The 18,544-nt window shown below is 70.0% G+C and carries 17 protein-coding genes and 3 pseudogenes; 12 read left to right on the top strand and 8 right to left on the bottom strand.

Features of this window, described 5'->3' with window-relative positions; translation table 11 throughout:
• Positions 1–113: 113 nt before the first annotated feature.
• From C1I97_RS01960 to C1I97_RS01945, 4 genes are read right to left on the bottom strand one after another with little or no spacing between them, the layout of a single operon-like run.
• Positions 114–1,511 carry an FAD-dependent monooxygenase gene (locus C1I97_RS01960; protein WP_111001466.1) on the bottom strand — a complete coding sequence of 466 codons (1,398 nt, stop codon included), beginning with the start codon at positions 1,509–1,511 and terminating at the stop codon, positions 114–116.
• Positions 1,504–2,694 (bottom strand): MAB_1171c family putative transporter, encoded by a 1,191-nt coding sequence (locus C1I97_RS01955; RefSeq protein ID WP_111001465.1) that lies wholly within the window; start codon positions 2,692–2,694, stop codon positions 1,504–1,506. The genes C1I97_RS01960 and C1I97_RS01955 overlap by 8 nt, the downstream gene beginning before the upstream one ends.
• Positions 2,691–3,302 carry a toxin gene (locus C1I97_RS01950; protein ID WP_111001464.1) on the bottom strand — a complete coding sequence of 204 codons (612 nt, stop codon included), beginning with the start codon at positions 3,300–3,302 and terminating at the stop codon, positions 2,691–2,693. Before C1I97_RS01950 ends, C1I97_RS01955 begins: the two co-directional genes overlap by 4 nt.
• Positions 3,299–3,907, bottom strand: a complete 609-nt coding sequence (locus C1I97_RS01945; RefSeq protein WP_258382382.1) for a hypothetical protein — start codon at positions 3,905–3,907, stop codon at positions 3,299–3,301. The genes C1I97_RS01950 and C1I97_RS01945 overlap by 4 nt, the downstream gene beginning before the upstream one ends.
• A gap of 764 nt (positions 3,908–4,671) precedes the next feature.
• On the opposite strand from C1I97_RS01945, the gene C1I97_RS40945 reads away from it, so the two are divergent.
• A complete protein-coding gene (locus tag C1I97_RS40945; RefSeq protein WP_258382381.1) occupies positions 4,672–5,079 on the top strand; it encodes a hypothetical protein in 408 nt (135 codons plus the stop codon).
• Positions 5,079–5,276 (top strand): annotated as a pseudogene (locus C1I97_RS40940) (transposase); the annotation flags it as partial. The gene C1I97_RS40945 and the pseudogene C1I97_RS40940, both read left to right, overlap by 1 nt.
• Positions 5,277–5,380: 104 nt before the next feature.
• Here the strand turns inward: C1I97_RS40940 and C1I97_RS39575 are convergent.
• From C1I97_RS39575 to C1I97_RS01925, 3 genes and pseudogenes are all read right to left on the bottom strand, one after another.
• Positions 5,381–5,584, bottom strand: a pseudogene (locus tag C1I97_RS39575) (DUF397 domain-containing protein).
• 76 nt (positions 5,585–5,660) lie between these two features.
• A pseudogene (locus C1I97_RS40935) lies at positions 5,661–5,885 on the bottom strand (helix-turn-helix domain-containing protein); the annotation flags it as partial.
• Positions 5,886–5,992: 107 nt separating this feature from the next.
• Positions 5,993–6,649: a GntR family transcriptional regulator gene (locus C1I97_RS01925; protein ID WP_220040773.1), complete on the bottom strand. Its 657-nt coding sequence runs from the start codon at positions 6,647–6,649 to the stop codon at positions 5,993–5,995.
• Positions 6,650–6,839: 190 nt separating this feature from the next.
• On the opposite strand from C1I97_RS01925, the gene C1I97_RS01920 reads away from it, so the two are divergent.
• The 8 genes from C1I97_RS01920 (at position 6,840) to C1I97_RS01885 (ending at position 13,800) form a co-directional block, all read left to right on the top strand.
• Positions 6,840–7,865 (top strand): aromatic ring-hydroxylating dioxygenase subunit alpha, encoded by a 1,026-nt coding sequence (locus C1I97_RS01920; RefSeq protein ID WP_181446523.1) that lies wholly within the window; start codon positions 6,840–6,842, stop codon positions 7,863–7,865.
• A 5-nt stretch (positions 7,866–7,870) separates the two neighbouring features.
• Positions 7,871–8,884 (top strand): succinylglutamate desuccinylase/aspartoacylase family protein, encoded by a 1,014-nt coding sequence (locus tag C1I97_RS01915; protein ID WP_220040772.1) that lies wholly within the window; start codon positions 7,871–7,873, stop codon positions 8,882–8,884.
• A 135-nt stretch (positions 8,885–9,019) separates the two neighbouring features.
• Positions 9,020–9,937, top strand: coding sequence for an ABC transporter substrate-binding protein (locus C1I97_RS01910; protein ID WP_181446522.1), 918 nt, complete (start codon positions 9,020–9,022; stop codon positions 9,935–9,937).
• A gap of 1 nt (position 9,938) precedes the next feature.
• Positions 9,939–10,877, top strand: coding sequence for an amino acid ABC transporter permease (locus tag C1I97_RS01905; protein ID WP_111001460.1), 939 nt, complete (start codon positions 9,939–9,941; stop codon positions 10,875–10,877).
• A complete protein-coding gene (locus C1I97_RS01900) occupies positions 10,874–11,659 on the top strand; it encodes an amino acid ABC transporter ATP-binding protein (RefSeq protein WP_111001459.1) in 786 nt (261 codons plus the stop codon). The genes C1I97_RS01905 and C1I97_RS01900 overlap by 4 nt, the downstream gene beginning before the upstream one ends.
• A gap of 79 nt (positions 11,660–11,738) precedes the next feature.
• On the top strand, positions 11,739–12,242 hold the full coding sequence (locus C1I97_RS01895) for a hypothetical protein (RefSeq protein WP_111001458.1): 504 nt from the start codon (positions 11,739–11,741) through the stop codon (positions 12,240–12,242).
• The gene (locus tag C1I97_RS01890) at positions 12,242–13,216 is read left to right on the top strand and encodes a PDR/VanB family oxidoreductase (RefSeq protein WP_111001457.1); all 975 of its coding nucleotides are present in this window, start codon (positions 12,242–12,244) and stop codon (positions 13,214–13,216) included. The genes C1I97_RS01895 and C1I97_RS01890 overlap by 1 nt, the downstream gene beginning before the upstream one ends.
• A 146-nt stretch (positions 13,217–13,362) precedes the next feature.
• Positions 13,363–13,800, top strand: a complete 438-nt coding sequence (locus tag C1I97_RS01885; protein ID WP_111001456.1) for an ATP-binding protein — start codon at positions 13,363–13,365, stop codon at positions 13,798–13,800.
• Positions 13,801–14,008: 208 nt separating this feature from the next.
• Here the strand turns inward: C1I97_RS01885 and C1I97_RS01880 are convergent, their stop codons facing one another.
• Complete coding sequence (locus C1I97_RS01880) at positions 14,009–14,179, bottom strand: hydrophobic protein (RefSeq protein ID WP_111001455.1); 171 nt, start codon at positions 14,177–14,179, stop codon at positions 14,009–14,011.
• Positions 14,180–14,317: 138 nt separating this feature from the next.
• On the opposite strand from C1I97_RS01880, the gene C1I97_RS01875 reads away from it, so the two are divergent.
• Both C1I97_RS01875 and C1I97_RS01860 read left to right on the top strand, forming a co-directional pair.
• Complete coding sequence (locus C1I97_RS01875; RefSeq protein WP_111001454.1) at positions 14,318–14,491, top strand: CsbD family protein; 174 nt, start codon at positions 14,318–14,320, stop codon at positions 14,489–14,491.
• Between the two features lie 1,183 nt (positions 14,492–15,674).
• Entirely contained in the window at positions 15,675–18,452 is a 2,778-nt protein-coding gene (locus C1I97_RS01860) for a CDP-glycerol glycerophosphotransferase family protein (protein ID WP_111001453.1), read from the top strand.
• The last annotated feature ends 92 nt before the right edge of the window (positions 18,453–18,544 follow it).

Below are 18,544 nucleotides of genomic sequence, written 5' to 3'. Positions count from 1 at the left end.
AGGTACGGGCGACCACCCTGCTGCTCTTCTGGGCCACCTCCGCCCTCGTGGTGATCATCCCCGTCAACATCGAACGCCTCAACGAACTGACGGGCGTGCGGGTGGGGAACCGGTCAGGAGGCGGCCGCCTTGCGTTCGGCCTCGCTCAGCGGCGGGCCCTGCAGATGGGGCTTCTTCGGGCCGAACAGCATGGGGATGAGCATGTCCTTGGAGAACAGGCGGGTGGCGGGCTTCTCCATGCTCATCACGTCCAGCAGCGCGCCCATGGCGCGCGGATTGCGGGCACCGGTCTCGACGGCCTTGTCCACGAAGCGGGCGAGGAAGCGTTCCGTCGGGGTGGGCGGCGTCTCGGCAGCCCCCGGATAGAAGGCGTCCTGGCCGACGGCCAGGTCCCACGCGGCGGCGACGGGTCTGGCCGCGGCGCGCTGGAGACGGCGCGCCGTACCGTGGGCGGTGAGGCCGGTGGCACGCAGCACGTCGCGGACGGCGACGGCTCCCTGGGCGGCGACGGTCAGGCCGTGGCCGTAGACGGGGTTGTAGGCGGCTATGGCGTCGCCCAGGACGGCGAAGCCGTCGGGCCAGCGCCTGATCTTCTCGAAGTAGCGGCGGCGGTTGGCGGTGCTGCGGGTGGTGATGACGTCGCCGAGGGGTTCGGCGTCGGCGATGAGCTCGCCGATGACCGGGTCGTCGAACCCGAGGGCGAACGGCACGAACGCCTGGGGATCGGCGGTGGGTTCGCCGCCCCGGGTACCGGCCAGGGTGACGAGCCACTGGTCGTTCTCGATGGGCAGGATGATGCCGCCCCGGCCCGGGGGTTTGGCCGGGTTGGCCTGCACGTTGACCAGCGGGAAGTTGCCGCCGGCGCTGCCCGGGGCCTTGAACAGGCGGGTGGCGTAGGTGACACCGGCGTTGACCTCGCGCTCGGACACCTGGGGCAGGCCGAGGCCGGTGAGCCAGCGCGCGGCGTGCGAGCCGCGGCCGGAGGAGTCGACGACCAGGTCCGCGGAGAGGGTGAACTCCTCGTCCGCCGCCCGCGCGCGGATCCCGGTGACCCGTGTGGCGTCGCCTTCCAGCCCGACCACCGTAGTCTCCTGGCGGACCGCCACGCGCGCGTGGTTCAGGACGCGTTCGCGCAGGACGAAGTCCAGCAGGCTGCGAGAGCAGACCAGGTTGCGGTGGTGGGTGGCCAGGAAGCGGCGGAACCACACCTCGTTGGGGGCCCGCGACACCATGTCGCCCATGATGTGGACGAGGCGGGCTCCTTGGGAGACGGCCTCGTCGACGACGCCGGGAAGCAGCTCGTCGAAGGCCTTGACGCCGCCGCTCCAGAGAATGTGGGCGTGCCGGGCCTGGGGGACGCCGCGGCGTGGCCGGGGCCCGTCGGGCAGCCGGTCCCGTTCGACGACGGTAACGTCGGCGAACTCGGTGAGCACCGCCGCGGTGAACAGTCCGGCGGCGCCGGCCCCTATCACTACGGCGGTGGGCCGACGGGTGGTGAAGCTGTCAGGCATGCGCGTTCAGGCTTTCTGTGCGGGCCACCCGCCGGCGGACGCGGTCGATGGAGCGAGGGCGGTAGAGGGCTGCTGAGATGGTGCTGAGATGGCCGGTGACTTCCGGGCCGATGTGGGGAGGGTCCGCCTTGCCGTGGACGGGGGTCTTGGCGCCGTACCGGGCAATCGCGTCGCGGATGGCCAGGGCGCCGGCGATGGCACGTGCTCTGGACTCGGTGTGGGTGATCGTTGCCTCCCTGTATGCCGTGTGGAAGAGATCCGCGTCGAAGTAGGGGGACAGCAGGCGCAGAGCGTCGTGGATGCGCTGCTGGCGCTCTACGACGCGCAGGTCCAGGGGGATCCAGAAGCCGAACCGCGCGGGAGCCGCCGCGGGCCCCAGGACGCGCACCGCACGCCACAGAGGGCGCAGCCGCAGGTATTCGCCCTGATCGAGAATCCCGCGCCGCACGGCGGGAACGGCCTGGGGAACGATGAACCCGAAGGCCACCAGGGCCGCCTCCAGCAGGGCGAAGGGCGGGGCCGCCTTGGTGCTGAGCCAGTCCCAGTCGGTGCCGCACCAGCGGGCCGTGACCGCGGTCAGCTTCGCCGAATCGAAGACCAGTCCACTGGAGAAGCCGGCCTGGAGGAAGACGACACCTGTCTTCAGCCAGGGGTTTTCCACCTCGTGGAACCACTTCCACAGCATGCGGACCGCGGTGAGACAGGACACCAGGTGGGCGAGCAGGTAGAGCAGGATGTGCTCCCGCATCCAGGGCGTGCTCGCGTAGTAGGTGTCGAGGTCGTAGATCCGCGCCTGTGGTGCGTCCGCCAGGGCGAAGGTCCCCCACAGTGCCGCGATGATGCCCGCGTAGATCCAGTGGATGCGCCGGATCCTGCGGCGGCGCCGTTGCGAGGGTTCCTCCCTCCACCGCATGATCATGGTCAGGCCGGTGGCGCAGGAGGCGGTGAGGAACGAATAGGCCCACGGGGCGGCGATGTTCGGCACGCCCGTCAGTTCGTTGAGGCGTTCGATGTTGACGGGGATGATCACCACGAGGGCGGAGGTGGCCCAGAAGAGCAGCAGGGTGGTCGCCCGTACCTCGGGGTCACGCCAGGCACGAAGAAACGTGGGGAGCTTGATCAGCAGCGCCAGTGCCAGCAGGACCGTCGGGACCGCGTAGGGGATGTGGAAGGAGGGGCTCATGAGAGGATGCGACCGCCGCGGCTGGTGAGGGATAACTGGATTCGCCCCTCGACCGTGGACTGGGTGAGCGGGCCTTCGGCGTACCGGCCCTTCATCCAGGTGCGGACTTCGCGGCCGAAGAGCAGGCCGAAGGTCTCGGCGTCGACTTCATGGTCGTCGGCCGAACCGGCTCGGGCCGCGATGGTCAGCAGGGCCTCGCGCGAGATCTCGTGTGCGGCGAGGACCTCCTGCACGGCGCGCTCGATCGCCGCGGGTGACCGATCCCCGGTGAGAGAGCGGGCGGCTGTCGGCAATCCGGCGACGTGGTGACCGCAGTCTCGTTGCTCCTCATGCCACAGTTCGTGTCCGAGAATGACCAACTGCGCTTCCGGCGCCATGCGTTCCTCCACGACGATGATGCTGTTGTCGCCGCAGTCCAGACGCATGCCGGAGACGGGGATGTCCGGGGGAAAGGACCGGAAGACCAGCTGGATCGGCCGCCCGGAGCGCACGCTCATGGCCCTGATGAATCCGTCCATGACCTCCCGCGGCTCAGCCGGCCGCTGCACGGACCGCGCCGCCTCCCTCCCCAGCGCGGAGAGCAGAACCTTCATCGCCTTGGTGGTCACCGCTTGTCTCCCTCCGGGGGCAGAACCGATCGGAAGACGCCCTCGAGGATGCGCTCCACCTGCTCTCGCGTGAAGGATCCGTGCATGCGCAGGTCGGCGGTCTTGACGCCGTAACGGTCCATCAGGGCCTGGACCGGGTCGCTCCCGGGGGTTTCCAGCCTGCGCAGAATGCGCAGGAGCGCGCGGTCGAGGGCCTCGTCGGCCCGTGCGGTGAAGAAGGCCTCTCCTCCCTCGACGCCGAAGAAGCCCACCAGGCCGTGCAGGAGTTCAACGCTGGGAACCTTTTTGCCGTCGCACACCAGGCGCGCCCAGACCGCGGAAACCCCCAGACGCTCGGAGATGCCGGCAGCGAGGTCGGACATGCGCCTTCCCGTGTTCGCCAGGTCGGCCTGGGCCAGCGTTCTGATTCTGTCCCGCACACGGTCGTTCACGGAGTCGTCGGGCGGGCCGGCGCCGTCGAGAAGGTCCCGGACCGTCTGTTCGGGCAGTGCGGTCTGCTCGGCCAGACTGCCCGGATCGACCAGTTCGGCGGAGTCCAGGCCCTGTTCGCGGATGAGCATGCGGAGACGCCGCAGCGTCTCGGGCAGTGGCGAGGCCGGTTCCACCGGAGGGCTCCGTGAGGTAGGGGGCCAACGGCTCTGGTGCACCTGGCACTTTACGTCCCACCGTGCCCCCGGCCACGTGCGACCGCGACTCCGGCTCAATACGATCGTTGAGTTGCGGAATATCATCGTTGACACACGATGATCAGCCGTGGCACCGCCCCGGGGCGGCACTGCTGGACCTTGCGCTTCGAGGCCGGGGCCCGAGGCTGTCGGGCCCGCCCGGCGGTTGTGCGGGCGTTCGCCTCCGGACGGACGAGCCGACTCCGCACCGGAGTTGACCGTTGCGAGGCGCTGTCGTGAGGCGTTGGGCCTGGCCGGTGAAAGGGCGCTCCGGGCCACCGGATGGGGTCCATGACCACACCTTCCGCTCCTCAACGTCCGTTTGCTGTAAGCACGTTCATCCGCCGCTGTCCCCGGCGGGCCGCCGAGGGAGAAGGACGGACGAGCGTGGTCGGCCGTGCACGGACCCGTCCTCAGCCAGGCTCCTCCGCCCGTCGTGACGCGGGTGGCTTGATGGCGAGTGCCGGAGGACGCCGGTGACGTTTGCTGGAAACGGCTTTGGAGCCTCCCCCTGTCCGGCGGATCATGACGACTGCCACGCAGGACGTGCTGCGCCGTGTGAGAACGGGGCAACCACCCGACTACCATGACCTGAGGCCGCATACGGCGGTGGGAGGGGAAACGTGGGCGAGAGAACCGATGGCCCGACTGTCCGGGGGCGAAGCAGCGGGACGTCACATCCCGCCCTGCGGCACCTTGGCGCTATGCATCTGAGCGGAGCCATCCTCCTGCTCACGTTCTTGCTACCGCCGTTCTGGATGCTGGACGCCGCCTACGCGACCCCGCCGGACGATCCCACCGCGGATGCTCCCTTCATCCTCGTCCTTGTTGTGCCGCTGGCATGCGCAAGCTTCCACATGATGGTGCAGATCCCGGCTGGGCTTTTGGGCGCCTGGCTGGGCAGAAGCCGTACGACACTGGTCAAGTACGGGAGCGCGGTCGTAGTGGCAAGCGCACTGACCTTGCTCCTCCTGTGGAGCCTGGCGGGGAACGCCTGGGGCGGCATCGTGCCCGTGTGGGCTGACGCCATGGTGCGCGGATCACTTGGCCTGGCCGGGTACATGTGGGTCATGCGGGCTCGGCCCGGATCCGTGCGGCATGGACGGAGCTGATGCAGAGGCGCTCGTATACCGTCCGGTTGATCGGGTGTCGGGCTCCAATGGCGATGAAGGACTACTCGGACGAGTTCAAGGCCGATGCCGTGGCCCTGTACGAGTCCACGCCCGGGGCGACCTGCAAGGGCATCGCCGCCCACCCGGGTATCAACCGGGCCACCCTGCGCGAGTGGGTGTTGCGGAACCGCGCACGCCTGCTTCGAGAAGCGGCTGAAGGGCGCGCAGGCCAAGGGCAAGCGATCGAAAGCAAGCGTCCCGCATCGGAGTTGACCGGTGCGGGACGCTTTGCCGTACGGCGTCAAGCCTGGGCGGCGTACGAGACGAAGCCGTTCCACGCGGTGGGGGAGAGGGCGAGCTGCGGGCCGCGCCTGTCCTTCGAGTCCCGGACGCGGACCGCCGCGGCGGCTGCCGGCTCCTGCCAGGGGACGGCCACCTCGACGCAGTCACCGTCTCCGCCGCTGCTGTAAGTGCTCTTGAATCAGGCCAGTTCACTCGTGCTCATCAGGCTCCTCGCATCTGCTGCAACAGGCCCAGGAAGTCTTCGAGAGAGAGCCTGCGAACGCATCCTGGCATACCGCATTTGGAGGACGCCGACCTCTTTCGAGTCGGAGAAGACGGCATTCCAACTCCACTGACGTCACCGTGTGTTTGGAGAAGCGGACCAGCTCGCCCAGCTCCGTCCGGCTCAGGCCGGCGTGCTCCCGCAACGCCTGGACGACCGCGCCGAACGTCCGCGGACTGTCCGAGCACTCGGGCTCGCCGCCCGTGCCCGCTCCCGCCATACTCGTGCTGTCCGCCACCATCGGCCACCTCCCGCGCACCCGCGTCCCGCGTGTCCGGGGGAGTGGCCCTGCCCGGCAAGACCGTCCGCGCCGAACTCGACCTGTCCTCCGTGTGAGGCGGCCCGTCCTCAGCCGGGCTCCTCGGACTCCGGCCGTGGCACCAGGTCGAGGCCGCTGTCGGCGGGCAGGGTCTCGCGGTAGCCGGTGTACATGTGCTCGGTCGCCAGACGGACGAGGCGCTCCTCGTCCACCGCGCGGGCGGCCTCCAGGAGGGCGCGGTGCTCGCTCACCATGAGCGGGACGTTGCCCGCCTCGTGGACGTAGGAGCGGGTGATGCGGCGGTTGACCGGGTGGTCCCAGAGGGTGTCGATCATCCGCAGGAGCAGCGCGTTGTCACAGGGCTCGATCAGCAGGCGGTGGAACGCCCGGTTGAGTTCGAACTGGGCCGCCGCGTCGGCCGGTTCGGCGGCCGCCATCTCCTCGATCACCGCCGCCAGCCGGGCCAGCCGGGCCCGGTCGTGCCGGCCGCAGGCCAGTCGCAGGGCCAGCGTCTCCAGGGACTGCCGCACCTGGTAGACCTCGGCGATGTCCTTGGGCTGCAGGGCGTTGACGATGTATCCGCTGCCCGGGAGCCAGGTGACCAGCCCCTCGTGGGCGAGGCGGTTCAGCGCGTCCCGTACCGGGGTGCGGGACACGCCCAGCCGCTCCGCCACCTGCTCCTGCACCAGGGTGGCGTCGGCTTCCAGACCGCCCGAGACGATCTCGTCGCGGAGTTGTTCGTACACCCGGACTCCCAACGGCCGGGTGTCCCTGGGGTCGCTGCGCAAAGGCCGCACCTCTGTTCTCCGTCCTGAGCGCCGTTCCGGACCGGGATTTCGGTTCCGGTCCGCCGAAGAATTCCACCTCGTGCGGACCGTTGTCTTCCCTGAACTCACTGTATACGGTGTGCGCACTGCATCCAGAGGAGGTCTGGCCGTGTTCGTTCTGAACACCTGGTATGTCGCTGCCTGGTCCACCGAAGTCACCCGCGAGCCCGTACGCAGGGTCGTCTGCAAGCAACCCCTCGTGCTGTACCGCACCCAGGACGGCGCGGCCGTGGCCCTCGCCGACCGCTGCGCCCACCGCGCCTATCCGCTGTCGGCCGGCCGCACCGTGGGGGACTCCGTCGAGTGCGGGTACCACGGTTTCGCCTACGGGCCCGACGGCGTGTGCACCCGCGTCCCCGCCCAGGCCGCCATCCCCGCCCGGGCCCGCGTGCGACGCTACCCGGTCGTGGAGAAGGACGGCTGGATCTGGGTGTGGACCGGTGACGAGGACCTCGCCGACGAGAGCCTGGTCCCCGACACGCACTGGATGAACGACCCCGCGTGGGCGACGGTCACCCACACGATGCTCTTCGAGTGCCGCCACGACCTCATCCACGACAACCTGCTCGACCTCACCCACGAGACGTTCCTGCACAAGACGACCGTCGGTGACGACTACATCCCCGAGTACGGCATCACGGTCGAGGTGGACGGCAACGTGGTGACCGTGGACCGGCTCATGCCCGGCGTCGAGGCACCGCCGCTGTACGCGCGGACCATGGGCACCGAGGGCCTGTACGACCGCTTCCACGCCACCGAGTTCCACATCCCGAGCTACCACGTGCTGCACTCCGGCATCACGGCCCAGGGGCGCCCGCGCGAGGAGGGCTACCTCATCAAGGTGCTCAACGGGATCACCCCGGTCGACGAGCGGACCACCTGGTACTACTACGCCTTCAGCCGCAACTTCGCGGTCGACGCCGAGTGGGCCACCAAGGAGCTCGAGGTCGGACTGGAGACCGTGCTGCGCGAGGACGCCGACGCGCTGCGGGAGCAGGAGATCGGCATGCGGGAGCGCCCCGACGGCGAGCACGACGTGCTCATCGGCCAGGACGCCGGCGTCGCCAAGGCCCGCCGGATCCTCACCCGGATGCTGGCCGCCGAGCAGGCCGCCGGCCAGGCCGCGAAGGGCTGACCGCCGTGACACGGCTCCGCGGCATCGACCTCGACGCACCGGGGCGCCAGATCGGCGCCCTCCACCTCACCCACTCGGACAACCGGCACGACAACGGAGTCGTCCCGGTCCCGGTCGCGGTGCTCTCCGGCGCACCGGGCCCGACGGCCCTGCTCGTCGCGGGGACGCACGGCGACGAGTACGAGGGGCAGGTGGTCCTGCACCGCCTGCTGCGTGAGACCGATCCCGAGCGGCTGACCGGCCGGCTCGTCGTCCTGCCGGCGCTGAACCTGCCCGCGGTCCGTACCGCGTCCCGGGTCTCGCCGCTCGACGGCGGGAACCTCAACCGCAGCTACCCCGGGAACGACAGGGGCGGCCCCACCGACCAGATCGCCCACGCCCTGGTCGGCGAACTGCTGCCGCACGCCGACCTGGTGATGGACCTGCACTCCGGCGGATCGACCAGCCACTACCTCCCGTCGGTCTTCGCCTACGACGGCCCGACCCCCGAGGCCTGGCAGGCCAAGCGGCGGCTGACGGAGCAGATGGGGCTGCCCTGGACGATGGTCGTCCCCGCGCGGTTCGAACCCGGCTCGCTCTCCACCGCCGCCGACGACGCCGGGGTCGCGATGATCTCCACCGAGCTCGGCGGTGGCGGTGAGGTCAATCCCGCCTTCGCCTCCGACGCGGTCCACGGACTGCGCCGGGTGCTGGCGGGGGCCGGAATCCTCCCGGCGGAGCCGGACACCCCGCCCGCCCCGCCGACCCGCTGGATCGACCTGCTCGCCGACGGCGCCGTGTACACCCCCGCACGCGGGTTGTTCGAGCCGCTCGCCGTCCTCGGCCAGGAGGTCGGGGAGGGCGATCTGGTCGGCCGGGTCCACCCCGTCGAGGAACTCGCCCGGCCCTCCGTCCCCGTCCTCGCACACCGCGCGGGCGTCGTCGCCGTCGTCCGGCGGCCACCGCTGGTGGATTTCGGCGACGCCCTCTACCACCTGGCCGCCGACCGCCCCGACCCCGCCGGTGCGGCCACTCGCTGACCCTCCGGGTGCCGCCGGTGCGGTCACCCGCTGACCCTCCGGGTGCCGCCGGTGCGGTCACCCGCCGCCCCTCCGGCCGGCCACCCGCTGACGCACCACCTCCCTGTCCTGCCCTCCCTCAAGAAGGACGATCCCGTGCGCCATCCGATACGTCTCCCCCTCCTCGCGGCAGCCCTCGTACTGGCCGTCGCCGGCTGTACCAACGCATCCGCCGGAAGCGGTTCCACCGGCTCGGGACCGTCCGCCCCGGCGTCCGGCGGGTCCGCCGCCGCGACGGCGGTGGACACCGCGGCCGTCGCGCTGCTCCCCGCCGATGTCAAATCCAAGGGCGTGCTCGCGGTGGCGAGCGACGCGTCCTACCGGCCGTTCGAGTACTTCGACACCGACAACAAGACGATGATCGGCTTCGACATCGACCTGACCGACGCCCTCGGCGCCAAGCTGGGCCTGAAGGTCGGCCACGTCAACGCCGGGTTCGACGGCATCCTGCCCGGCCTGGCCGCCCGCAAGTTCGACGTCGGCGCCTCCGCCTTCTCCATCACCCCCGAGCGGTCCAAGACCGTGGACTTCGTGCCCTACCTCAACGGCGGATCCGGTATCGCGGTCAGGACGGGCAACCCGCTGGGACTCAAGATGGATCCGGCAGTGCTGTGCGGGCGCACCCTCTCCGCTCAGAAGGGCAGCATCCAGGGCCTCGAACAACTCCCCGCGATCTCCAAGAAGTGCACCGGCGCCGGCAAGGCTCCCGTCAAGATCGACCTGTTCCCCTCGCAGGACGGCGCCAACCTGGCGGTCGTCAGCGGCCGGGTCGACGCGGTCATGGCCGACTCGGTCTCGCTCGCGCTGCAGGCCAAGGCGTCCAACGGCCAGTTCGAACTCGCACCCGGCACCGACTACGAGCCGACTCCCACCGGCATCGCCCTGCTCAAGGACTCCCCGCTCAAGCCGGCCCTGGACGCGGCCATGAAGAGCCTTCTGAACGACGGCACCATGGAGTCGCTCATGAAGAAGTGGGACATCCCGGCCGGCCTGCTCCTGAAGTCCGGGAGTTGACATGGCCACCCTGCCGGCCCCTTCAGCACTGGACATCGACAAGGTGTCCGACTCCGACCTGACCGTCGTCCCCAAACGGCACCCGATCCGCTGGCTGACCGCAGCCGTGCTGCTGCTGGTCGGCGTGGCGACACTGCGGTCGGTGTTCACCAACCCCCGCTTCGGCTGGGATGTCGTCAACACCTACCTGCGGGACGTCTCCATCGGCCGCGGACTGGTCGTCACGCTGGAACTCACCGCGATCTGCATGGCTCTCGGTGTCGTGCTGGGCGTCGTCCTGGCGGTGATGCGGCTGTCGGTCAACCCGGTCGTACGGTCGGCGGCGTTCCTGTACGTCTCGTTCTTCCGCGGGACACCGGTCCTGGTGCAACTGCTGTTCTGGTACAACCTGGCGGCGCTCTACCCCACGCTGACCTTCGGTATCCCGGGACTGTCCCTGGACGCCAACCGGCTGATCACCCCGCTGGTCGCGGCCATCCTCGGCCTGGGCCTCAACGAGGCCGCCTATATGTCGGAGATCGTCAGGGCCGGCATCCTGTCCGTGGAGCAGGGCCAGGCCGAGGCCGCCGGAGCGCTGGGCCTGACCAGGATGCAGACCATGCGCCGGGTGATCCTGCCGCAGGCGATGCGGGTGATCATCCCGCCGACCGGCAACGAGACGATCGGCATGCTGAAGACCACCGCCCTGGTGAGCGTGCTGGCCGTACCCGACCTGCTCTACTCCGCGCAGATCCTGTACTCGCGCAACTTCCAGACCATCCCGCTGCTCATCGTCGCCAGCATCTGGTACATGGTCGTCACCAGCGTCCTCACCGTCGGCCAGTTCTACGTCGAGCGCCGCTTCGCGCGCGGCAACCGCACGCTGCCGCCGACCCCGCTGCAGCAGCTCAAGCAGATGCTGAGCACCCATGCGCCGATCGCCACCGGGAGAAAGTCATGACCGCCGACAGCGTCGCGGAACCGGTCCCGATGGTCAGGGCCGAGAAGGTCCGCAAACACTTCGGGCGACTGGAGGTCCTCAAGGGAGTCGACCTGGAGGTCCGGCGGGGCGAGGTGGTCTGCCTCATCGGCCCCTCCGGCTCGGGCAAGAGCACCTTCCTGCGCTGCATCAACCACCTGGAGACCGTCGACGGCGGCCGGATGTGGGTGGACGGCCAGGTCATGGGCTACGAGCAGCGCGGAGACAAGCTGCACGAGCTCGGCGACAGGGAGATCTGCCGCCGGCGCACCCAGATCGGCATGGTGTTCCAGCACTTCAACCTGTTCCCCCACATGACGGTGCTGGAGAACCTCGTCGAGGCACCCCGGCGGGCGCTGAAGGAGTCCAAGGAGGTGGCCACCGAGCGGGCCCTGGGCCTGCTCGACCAGGTGGGACTCAGGGACAAGGCCCGGGCCTTCCCCCGGCACCTGTCCGGCGGGCAGCAGCAGCGGGTGGCCATCGCCAGGGCGCTGTGCATGCGGCCCAAGCTGATGCTGTTCGACGAGCCCACCTCGGCCCTGGACCCCGAACTCGTCGGCGACGTGCTCACGGTGATGCGGGACCTGGCCACCTCCGGCATGACCATGGTGGTGGTCACTCACGAGATGGGCTTCGCCCGTGAGGTCGCCGACCGGGTGGCCTTCTTCGACGCCGGCCAGGTCGTCGAGGTCGGCCCCGCCCAGCAGGTCATCACCGCACCCCGGCACGCGCGGACCAGGGCCTTCCTGGCCGCGGTGCGGTGAGTCGACGGGACCGGCACACGGGTTCCCCGCCAAGAGTTCCCACGAGTGAGTGACGAGTGAGTGACGAAGGAGGACGACGATGAGGCTCCTGCTCCGCGCCAACGCCCACCGGCCGGTGGACGGCGGCGGCCGGGAGGTCGCGGCCGCACCGGACACACCCCGCCGCGAGCCCTGGCAGTGGCAGGTGCGGCTGCTCGCCGGCGGACACGGCCCCACCACCGCCCCGCTTCCCGGGGCGCGACGGATCGCCGAACCCCTGCCGGACGGGACGGTCCTGGAGGTCGCCGCCGATCCCGCCGCGGTCTGCCCGGACGTGGAGATCGTCGACCCCGGCGCCGGCACGACCGTGGACCGCGCCGAGAGCGACGTGCTGGTCCTGGTCGCCTGCGGGGGACGGCTGCTGGTGGAGGGACGGCACCTGCTGGCGGACGCGGACGCGATGGTGCTGGCGGGGGCCGACGACCCCCTGAGCGTGGAGGTCCGGCACCCGGACGGCCGCGGCGTACCCGACGGCCCGGATGCACGGCTTGCGCTGGTCCGCCTGAGTCCCGCCGGGGACCGCGCCCTGAGCTGGGTGCCCTGATGGCGGCGGCACCCGTCGCGGACGGGGAGCAGCGGCTGCGGCTGCGCGTGGCCGCCCTGGTCTGGGAAGCCGAAGGGGTGGTCTCGGTGCACCTGCGGCGGCCCGACGGCGGCGACCTGCCGGCATGGGAGCCCGGAGCGCACGTGGACCTGTGCCTGCCCGGCTCCGCCACCCGGCAGTACTCCCTCAACGGACCGCCCGCGGACCGGTCCGTCTGGCGCGTCTCCGTCCTCAGGGAACCGGCTTCCCGCGGCGGCTCCCGGGCGGTGCACGAGGTCCTCCGCCCGGGGGAGGAGGTCGAGGTGACCGGGCCGCGCAACCGGTTCCCGCTCGTCGACGCCCCCGAGTACCTGTTCGTCGCCGGCGGCATCGGCATCACCCCGCTGCTGCCGATGCTGGAGCGGGCGGCCTCCCGCGGTGTCCGCTGGTCCCTGCTGTACGGCGGGCGGACGCGGGCGAGCATGGCCTTCCTCCCGGAGCTGGCCCGCTACGGCGACCGGGTGCTGGTGCGCCCGCAGGACGAGTACGGCCTGCTCGACCTGGAGCCCTTCCTGGGTGCGCCCCGTGAGGGCACGGCGGTGTACTGCTGCGGCCCCGAGCCGCTGCTCGCAGCCGTCGAGCGGCTCTGCGCCCCCTGGCCCCCGGGCGCCCTGCACACCGAACGGTTCGCCGCGGCCCCCCGGGAACCCGACGGCGGCGACGCCGACGGGGAGTTCGAGGTGGTGCTGCAGCGGACCGGACGCACCGTCACCGTGCCCGCGGGCAGGACGGTGCTGGACGCGCTGGAGGACCACGGCATCGAGGCGCCGAACTCCTGCCGCGAGGGCATCTGCGGCACCTGCGAGACCAAGGTCGTCGAGGGCATCCCCGACCACCGGGACAGTCTGCTGTCGCCGGAGGAGCGCGCGGCCAACGACACCATGATGATCTGCGTCGGCCGCGCCCGGTGTGCCCGGTTGGTGCTCGACCTGTGACGCGGGCCGACCGGCCGGCCCACCAGGTCTGCCGGGGCCGCGCCTACCTGCCGAACAGCAGGCGGCGCGGCTCCGGCGGGGGTGGGATGTGTCTGCTGTTTGCCGGGTAGACGGGACAGGTATCGCGGTTGGCTGAAGGAGGGGCAGTGGAACAGGACTCATCACTGAGAGCTGTGGGATGGGCGCGTTCGCTGCCGATCAGCAGCGGGGTGAAGGCGGCCAGGGACTGGACGCGTGAGCATCTGACGGCCCTCGGTTGGTCACGGACAGCACCGGATCTGGTGGACTCGGTCGTGCTGGCCGTGTCCGAACTGGTCACCAACGCCCACGTCCACGCCCACAGCAACGCGCAGCTCATCCTCACCTGGGACCGGGAATGCCTGCACGTGACCGTGCATGACGCCTCGACTCGGCTGCCCGAGCAGCGCCACTTTGGTGACGAAGCTCTCGGGGGGCGCGGGCTGCTCCTGGTCGATGCCCTCGCCGATGGCTGGCGGGCCCACCGCTGTCCTCGCGGGAAAGACGTCACCGCCTGCTTCCAGCCGCCCGCACCCGTCCAGCCCGGCGCAAGCGGCGACGGGTGAGGTCGGGGGCGGAGACTCGGCAGGAGGTCGCGCCGGTTCCTTCCGCGCGTGCCCGTCCCGCCCCCGACTGCAACGCACCTACCCCCTTTTCCCTTTCGGACGCATTCGCCCGGCCGGGTGCGGTCCGTGTGCTTGCTCGTCAGGCGTGCCCGTAGGGCCCGGCCGGTGACGGCCGGGCCCTACGCAGGGGTGTGAGTGTGGTGTCAGGTCACCATCGGTACCAGCGGCCGCGGCCGCCACCGGTGGTGGTGGAACGCATGACGAAGCCGAGCAGCCACAGCACCAGGACGGCGAGGGCGACCCACCACAGGAGTTTGACGGCGAAGCCGGCACCGAAAAGGATCAGCGCGAGGAGCAGAACGAGCAGCAAGGGAACCATAGTTATCGACCTCCTGGCGTTCCGTCTGCCCTGCGCGATGGTTGCCATTCCCCCGAGGAGCCTTGTTTATGGAGGCAAAGCCGGGGCACGAGCCGGTTGTCGAGACAGCGGATCAGAAGTTACGAGGAGGCGTGTTCCATGACTGCCGGCGAGAAGGCCAAGGCGAAGGCCGAGCAGGCCAAGGGCAAGATCAAGGAGGCTCTGGGAAGTGCCCTCGGTAACGACCGCATGACCGCCGAGGGGCAGGTGGAAAAGAGCGCGGGTGACGCTCGCGAGGCCAAGGAGAAGGCCAAGGACGCTTTCAAGCGCTGACGTCACCTGCTCCTTTCGGAAAGGGACTTCCCGAACCGGAAGGCCCTTTCTGTCCTTTTCGAAAGGCATCCGCTGAAGTTTTTCAGGAGCATTCACTTCCATGAGTCGTTGAGGACGGGTGCGGCTCGCTCGCTCAGGGCCCGGATGCCGCGCAGGCCGTGGACGGATCCGGGCTCGACGTCGGGACTCGCGGCGGGGTGCCGTCCAGCACTTCGTGCAGTTCGGGGCCTCGTCGGCCAGGGCGTCGATGGCCTCGTGGGGGTAGCGGCAGCCGGTGGCCTGGGAGGTTCCTGAGGAAGCCTCCTGGTGGAGCCAGGAGCAACTCCCAGTCCGCCTGAAAAAAGATCACCGGTGATGTGCCCCAGGTCTGGTGGAGTCACCTTGCTGGACAGATGATGCTCCAGACACTCAAGGTGGCTTCTGTGCCCCGTAGTTACCCGGTCGAGTTCCGACGCAAGGTCCTCGATTTTGTCGAAGTCTGCCGGCCGACCCGGCAGATCGCCTATGGCCTCGGCATCAGCGAGCAGACGATTTATGTCTGGTGCCGTCGGCACCTCATCGACACCGGGAAACTGCCGGGGCCGACCAGCGAGGACCAGGCCGAGCTGGTGGCCGCACGACGGCGGATCACCGAACTGGAGGCGGAACTGGCCATCCACGCAGACGGCGACGAGAGTGCTCAACGTCAGCGACCGGGCGCCGGCCGGCACACTCGCTGCGGCAGCGGCCACCAGCGCGGACAGCGGACAGCGACGGCCGTGGACGCCTCGCGGATCAGGCACCAGGCCCAGAAATCCGGACAGACGGACCGCGTCCGCCGGCGGGGCCGGGGCAAAAGCCCGGGCCGGTTGGCCCAGGCCGGCGGGCATGAGGGAAGATGCAGGAGCAGGCACGGACTCGCCACGTGTTCATGGGACTTCGACACTCACATGATCACCGAGACCGTGCCCGCACTGCGATCGCTCCCCGCCCGAACGGGGACATTCTGTCCGTTTCCATGCCACTCCGGCGAACCGGACGAAGCTCAATCCTGCAAGGGACCCTGGGCACGTCCTGGCCTGGGGCAGCGGATCCAAGCTGCATGTGCCCGCACTGTTATCACGCGAAACGTGCGGCACACGAGTGACTCGGTTAACGTGCGATGGCTTGGAGTTCACTGGCACGTTGAAGAAGGGCGTTACTCATGGCGCAGTCTCTCGCCGATCTCGCGTCGGCAAGAGTACGGGGGATCTTGCGATATTTTCCCGAGAGCTCGCAGGCCGAGCGCGAGGAGTTGCGCGCCACGGCGCGGGAACTGCTCGACGTCCACGGCGAGGGGGTGCTCACTGTCCTCCCTCCGATCGAGCGCGTCATGTGGTATCTCGCTGCCGAGGGGCGCGCCGAGGATCTTGTCGAGGTGGTCCGGCACCAGCGCAGGGACCCGGGCGCCTTCCTCGTGGCAGGCGCCCGGCGCCCCCGGCTGGTGCTGCCGGGGCTGCGGGGCCTGGCGCTGCCTGAACGGATCGCCGCGCTCACGCGTCGCGACTTGCCGGCGACGGCGCAGCTCACCTCGGTCGGCTGGCGCGGCGACGATCTGGTATGGGAAGGGTACGCGTTCGTCGCGAACCTGCCGCGTCCATCGGGCCGCGCCGTCGGCCGATTCGCGGTGCTGAAGAACGACGAGACCGGCCGCCGCATCAGACTGCGCATGCGCCGCACCCGCAGCGAGCAGGCCACCGTCGCCTCCGGACAGGCCCTGCACTGCTACGACCACACGGGCTTCGAAGTCGTCGTCTCCGCTCGTCGGCTGCGCGAGCTCGCCGGGCGCGGTGCCGGCCAGTGGTTTCTGCAAGTCGGGATCCTGGGACCGGGCGGGATCTACGGCGCGCGGGTGCGCCAGCGCGACGCGGGCACGGCCGGGCACAACCAGGTTCGCCATCTGGCGGACGGCTCACGTCTCGTGGTCGGCTTCACCAAGAATGCCGTGAGCATCACGGTGCAGCAGCCCCCTGTCGAGGTCGAGTCCTGCACCGTCGCCGACGGCGAACTGCGACTGGTCACCAGGGCGCGGAGCGGCGCCAAGGTCCCCACCGCCGTGACCGTCGTCGAAGGCGACACCAGACTCGACAGCCCGCTCACTCCCCTGTCCGGTTCCCCTGACGCGTTCCGGCGCCACCAGTCGGTCTTCAGCCTTGCCCAGCTGGCCGCGAACGACCTGCCGGGAACCAAGACCCGGCAATTCAAGGTGACCTTGAGGGGAGCCGACGGCCGGGGCCAGGCGGCCCTCCTCGCCGAGGGCTTCACGACCAGCAGGCACCGGCTTGCCCCCGGCCGCGAGCTGGCCGTCCACCGCGACGGGCCCGGCAGGCTGGTGCTGGCAACGCGAGCCGTCCGACCCGTGGTCGACGCGATGACCGTGACGGGGTCGGGGGAGCTGGTGCTCGAGGGTACGTATCCCGCTGAGGAAGTGGCCGGGAAGAAGGTCATCCTGCGGCACGGGACCCGCTTCGAGGAGAAGGAGCTGCCGGTCGAGCTTGCCGACGGGCGGTTCACGGTCCGGATCAAGCCCGAGGCGGCCCCGCAGGCGCACGGTCCCGAGCTGCCCCTGTGCCCCGGTCGCTGGTACCTGTACTTCCGCGACGCGGACGCCTGGGACAAGTCCGGGGACGTCCCGGTGACCTTGCGTCCGGAGCAGGTGCAGGAGCTGCCCATGTGCTTCAGCGGCCCGCAGCGTGCCTACACCGTGGACCGCCGCCACTTCGACCGCATCTTCATCGAGCCGGAACGGCTGCTCGGCCCCGATGAGCACGGCGCCTACCGGCAGCGCATGCTGTGCGAGGTGTACTTCCACGAGCAGCGCGAGCTCCCCTTGCGCGACGCGGTGCTCTACATGAGCCTCAGCGGCAAGCAGTTCTCGGACTCGCCGCGGGCGGTCTACGAGGAGCTGGTGCGCCGGGGGGTCGACGTCGAGCACATCTGGACCCAGGACGGGGGACTGCCCGAGATGCCGCCGGGAGCGCGTGTGGTGGGCCGTGGCAGTCGCGAGTGGTACGAGGCACTGGCGCGCAGCCGCTACGTCGTCGTCAACACGACAATAGGCGATTGGTTCGTCACCCGCCCCGGGCAGCGGGTCGTGCAGACCTGGCACGGCACGCCGCTGAAGAAGATCGGCAAGGACCTCCTCGGCACTACCAAGTCGAATCCCGCCTATATCGCCAGCCTGCCGCACAGCTACCGGCAGTTCGACTTCGTGGTGTCGCCGAACGCGTACACCACAGAGATCATGCGCAGGGCGTACAGCATCGAAGGCGAAATGCTCGAGAGCGGTTATCCGCGCAACGACGTCTTCCACGCCCCCGACCGCGACGCGCGGGCCGCGCGGGTCAGGGAGCGGCTCGGCCTGCCCGAGGGCAAGAAGGTGGTGCTCTACGCTCCTACCTGGCGGGAAGACCAGAAGCACGCGAGCAAGCTGTACAAACTCGATCTGCGGATCGACCTGGCCGCGGCCCAGGCCGAACTCGGTCACGACCATGTGCTGCTCTTCCGCAAGCACCCGAGGGTCCATGACAACGTACCGGGTGCCGGCCGGGGCTTCGTGTGGGATGTCACCCGCTACCCGGACATCGCCGATCTGTACCTCGTCGCCGATGTGCTGGTCACCGACTACTCCTCGGCGTTCTTCGACTTCGCGCACTCGGGTAAGCCGATACTGTTCTTCACCTACGACCTGGAGCACTACCGGGACACGCTGCGCGGCTTGTACTTCGACCTCACCACCCGGGCGCCCGGCCCGCTGCTGCAGACCTCCGAAGACCTGGTCAAGGCCCTGCGCGACGTCGATGCCGTCGAAGCGGAGTACCGGGAGAAGTACGCTCAGTTCATAAAGGACTTCTGCGAACCCGGGGACGGTCTCGCGACAGCGCGGGTCGTGGACCGCATGCTCGACGGCGGACCGCACGCCGCAGCCCCGACCGACGGCTGAGCGTGCCGCGCAGGGCCGGGCGGGACCGGCCCTGCGCGGATGCGGTTGAGTCGGCCTGGAGCGCGGTGCCGGTGTTGCCACCGGTTCGTTTC

Source organism: Streptomyces sp. NTH33 (assembly GCF_003236365.1).
In the GTDB taxonomy this organism is placed as follows: domain Bacteria; phylum Actinomycetota; class Actinomycetes; order Streptomycetales; family Streptomycetaceae; genus Streptomyces.
The sequence above is the reverse complement of the archived record's forward strand: the minus strand, read 5'-3'. Positions and strand labels throughout refer to the sequence as shown.

Bases quoted from the DNA above. Each gene is read 5' to 3' on its own strand.
- C1I97_RS01960 (WP_111001466.1), bottom strand. From the start codon at position 1,511: ATGCCTGACAGCTTCACCACCCGTCGGCCCACCGCCGTAGTGATAGGG.
- C1I97_RS01955 (WP_111001465.1), bottom strand. From the start codon at position 2,694: ATGAGCCCCTCCTTCCACATCCCCTACGCGGTCCCGACGGTCCTGCTG.
- C1I97_RS40945 (WP_258382381.1), top strand. From the start codon at position 4,672: ATGCATCTGAGCGGAGCCATCCTCCTGCTCACGTTCTTGCTACCGCCG.
- C1I97_RS01905 (WP_111001460.1), top strand. From the start codon at position 9,939: ATGGCCACCCTGCCGGCCCCTTCAGCACTGGACATCGACAAGGTGTCC.
- C1I97_RS01900 (WP_111001459.1), top strand. From the start codon at position 10,874: ATGACCGCCGACAGCGTCGCGGAACCGGTCCCGATGGTCAGGGCCGAG.
- C1I97_RS01895 (WP_111001458.1), top strand. From the start codon at position 11,739: ATGAGGCTCCTGCTCCGCGCCAACGCCCACCGGCCGGTGGACGGCGGC.
- C1I97_RS01890 (WP_111001457.1), top strand. From the start codon at position 12,242: ATGGCGGCGGCACCCGTCGCGGACGGGGAGCAGCGGCTGCGGCTGCGC.
- C1I97_RS01880 (WP_111001455.1), bottom strand. From the start codon at position 14,179: ATGGTTCCCTTGCTGCTCGTTCTGCTCCTCGCGCTGATCCTTTTCGGT.
- C1I97_RS01875 (WP_111001454.1), top strand. From the start codon at position 14,318: ATGACTGCCGGCGAGAAGGCCAAGGCGAAGGCCGAGCAGGCCAAGGGC.
- C1I97_RS01860 (WP_111001453.1), top strand. From the start codon at position 15,675: ATGGCGCAGTCTCTCGCCGATCTCGCGTCGGCAAGAGTACGGGGGATC.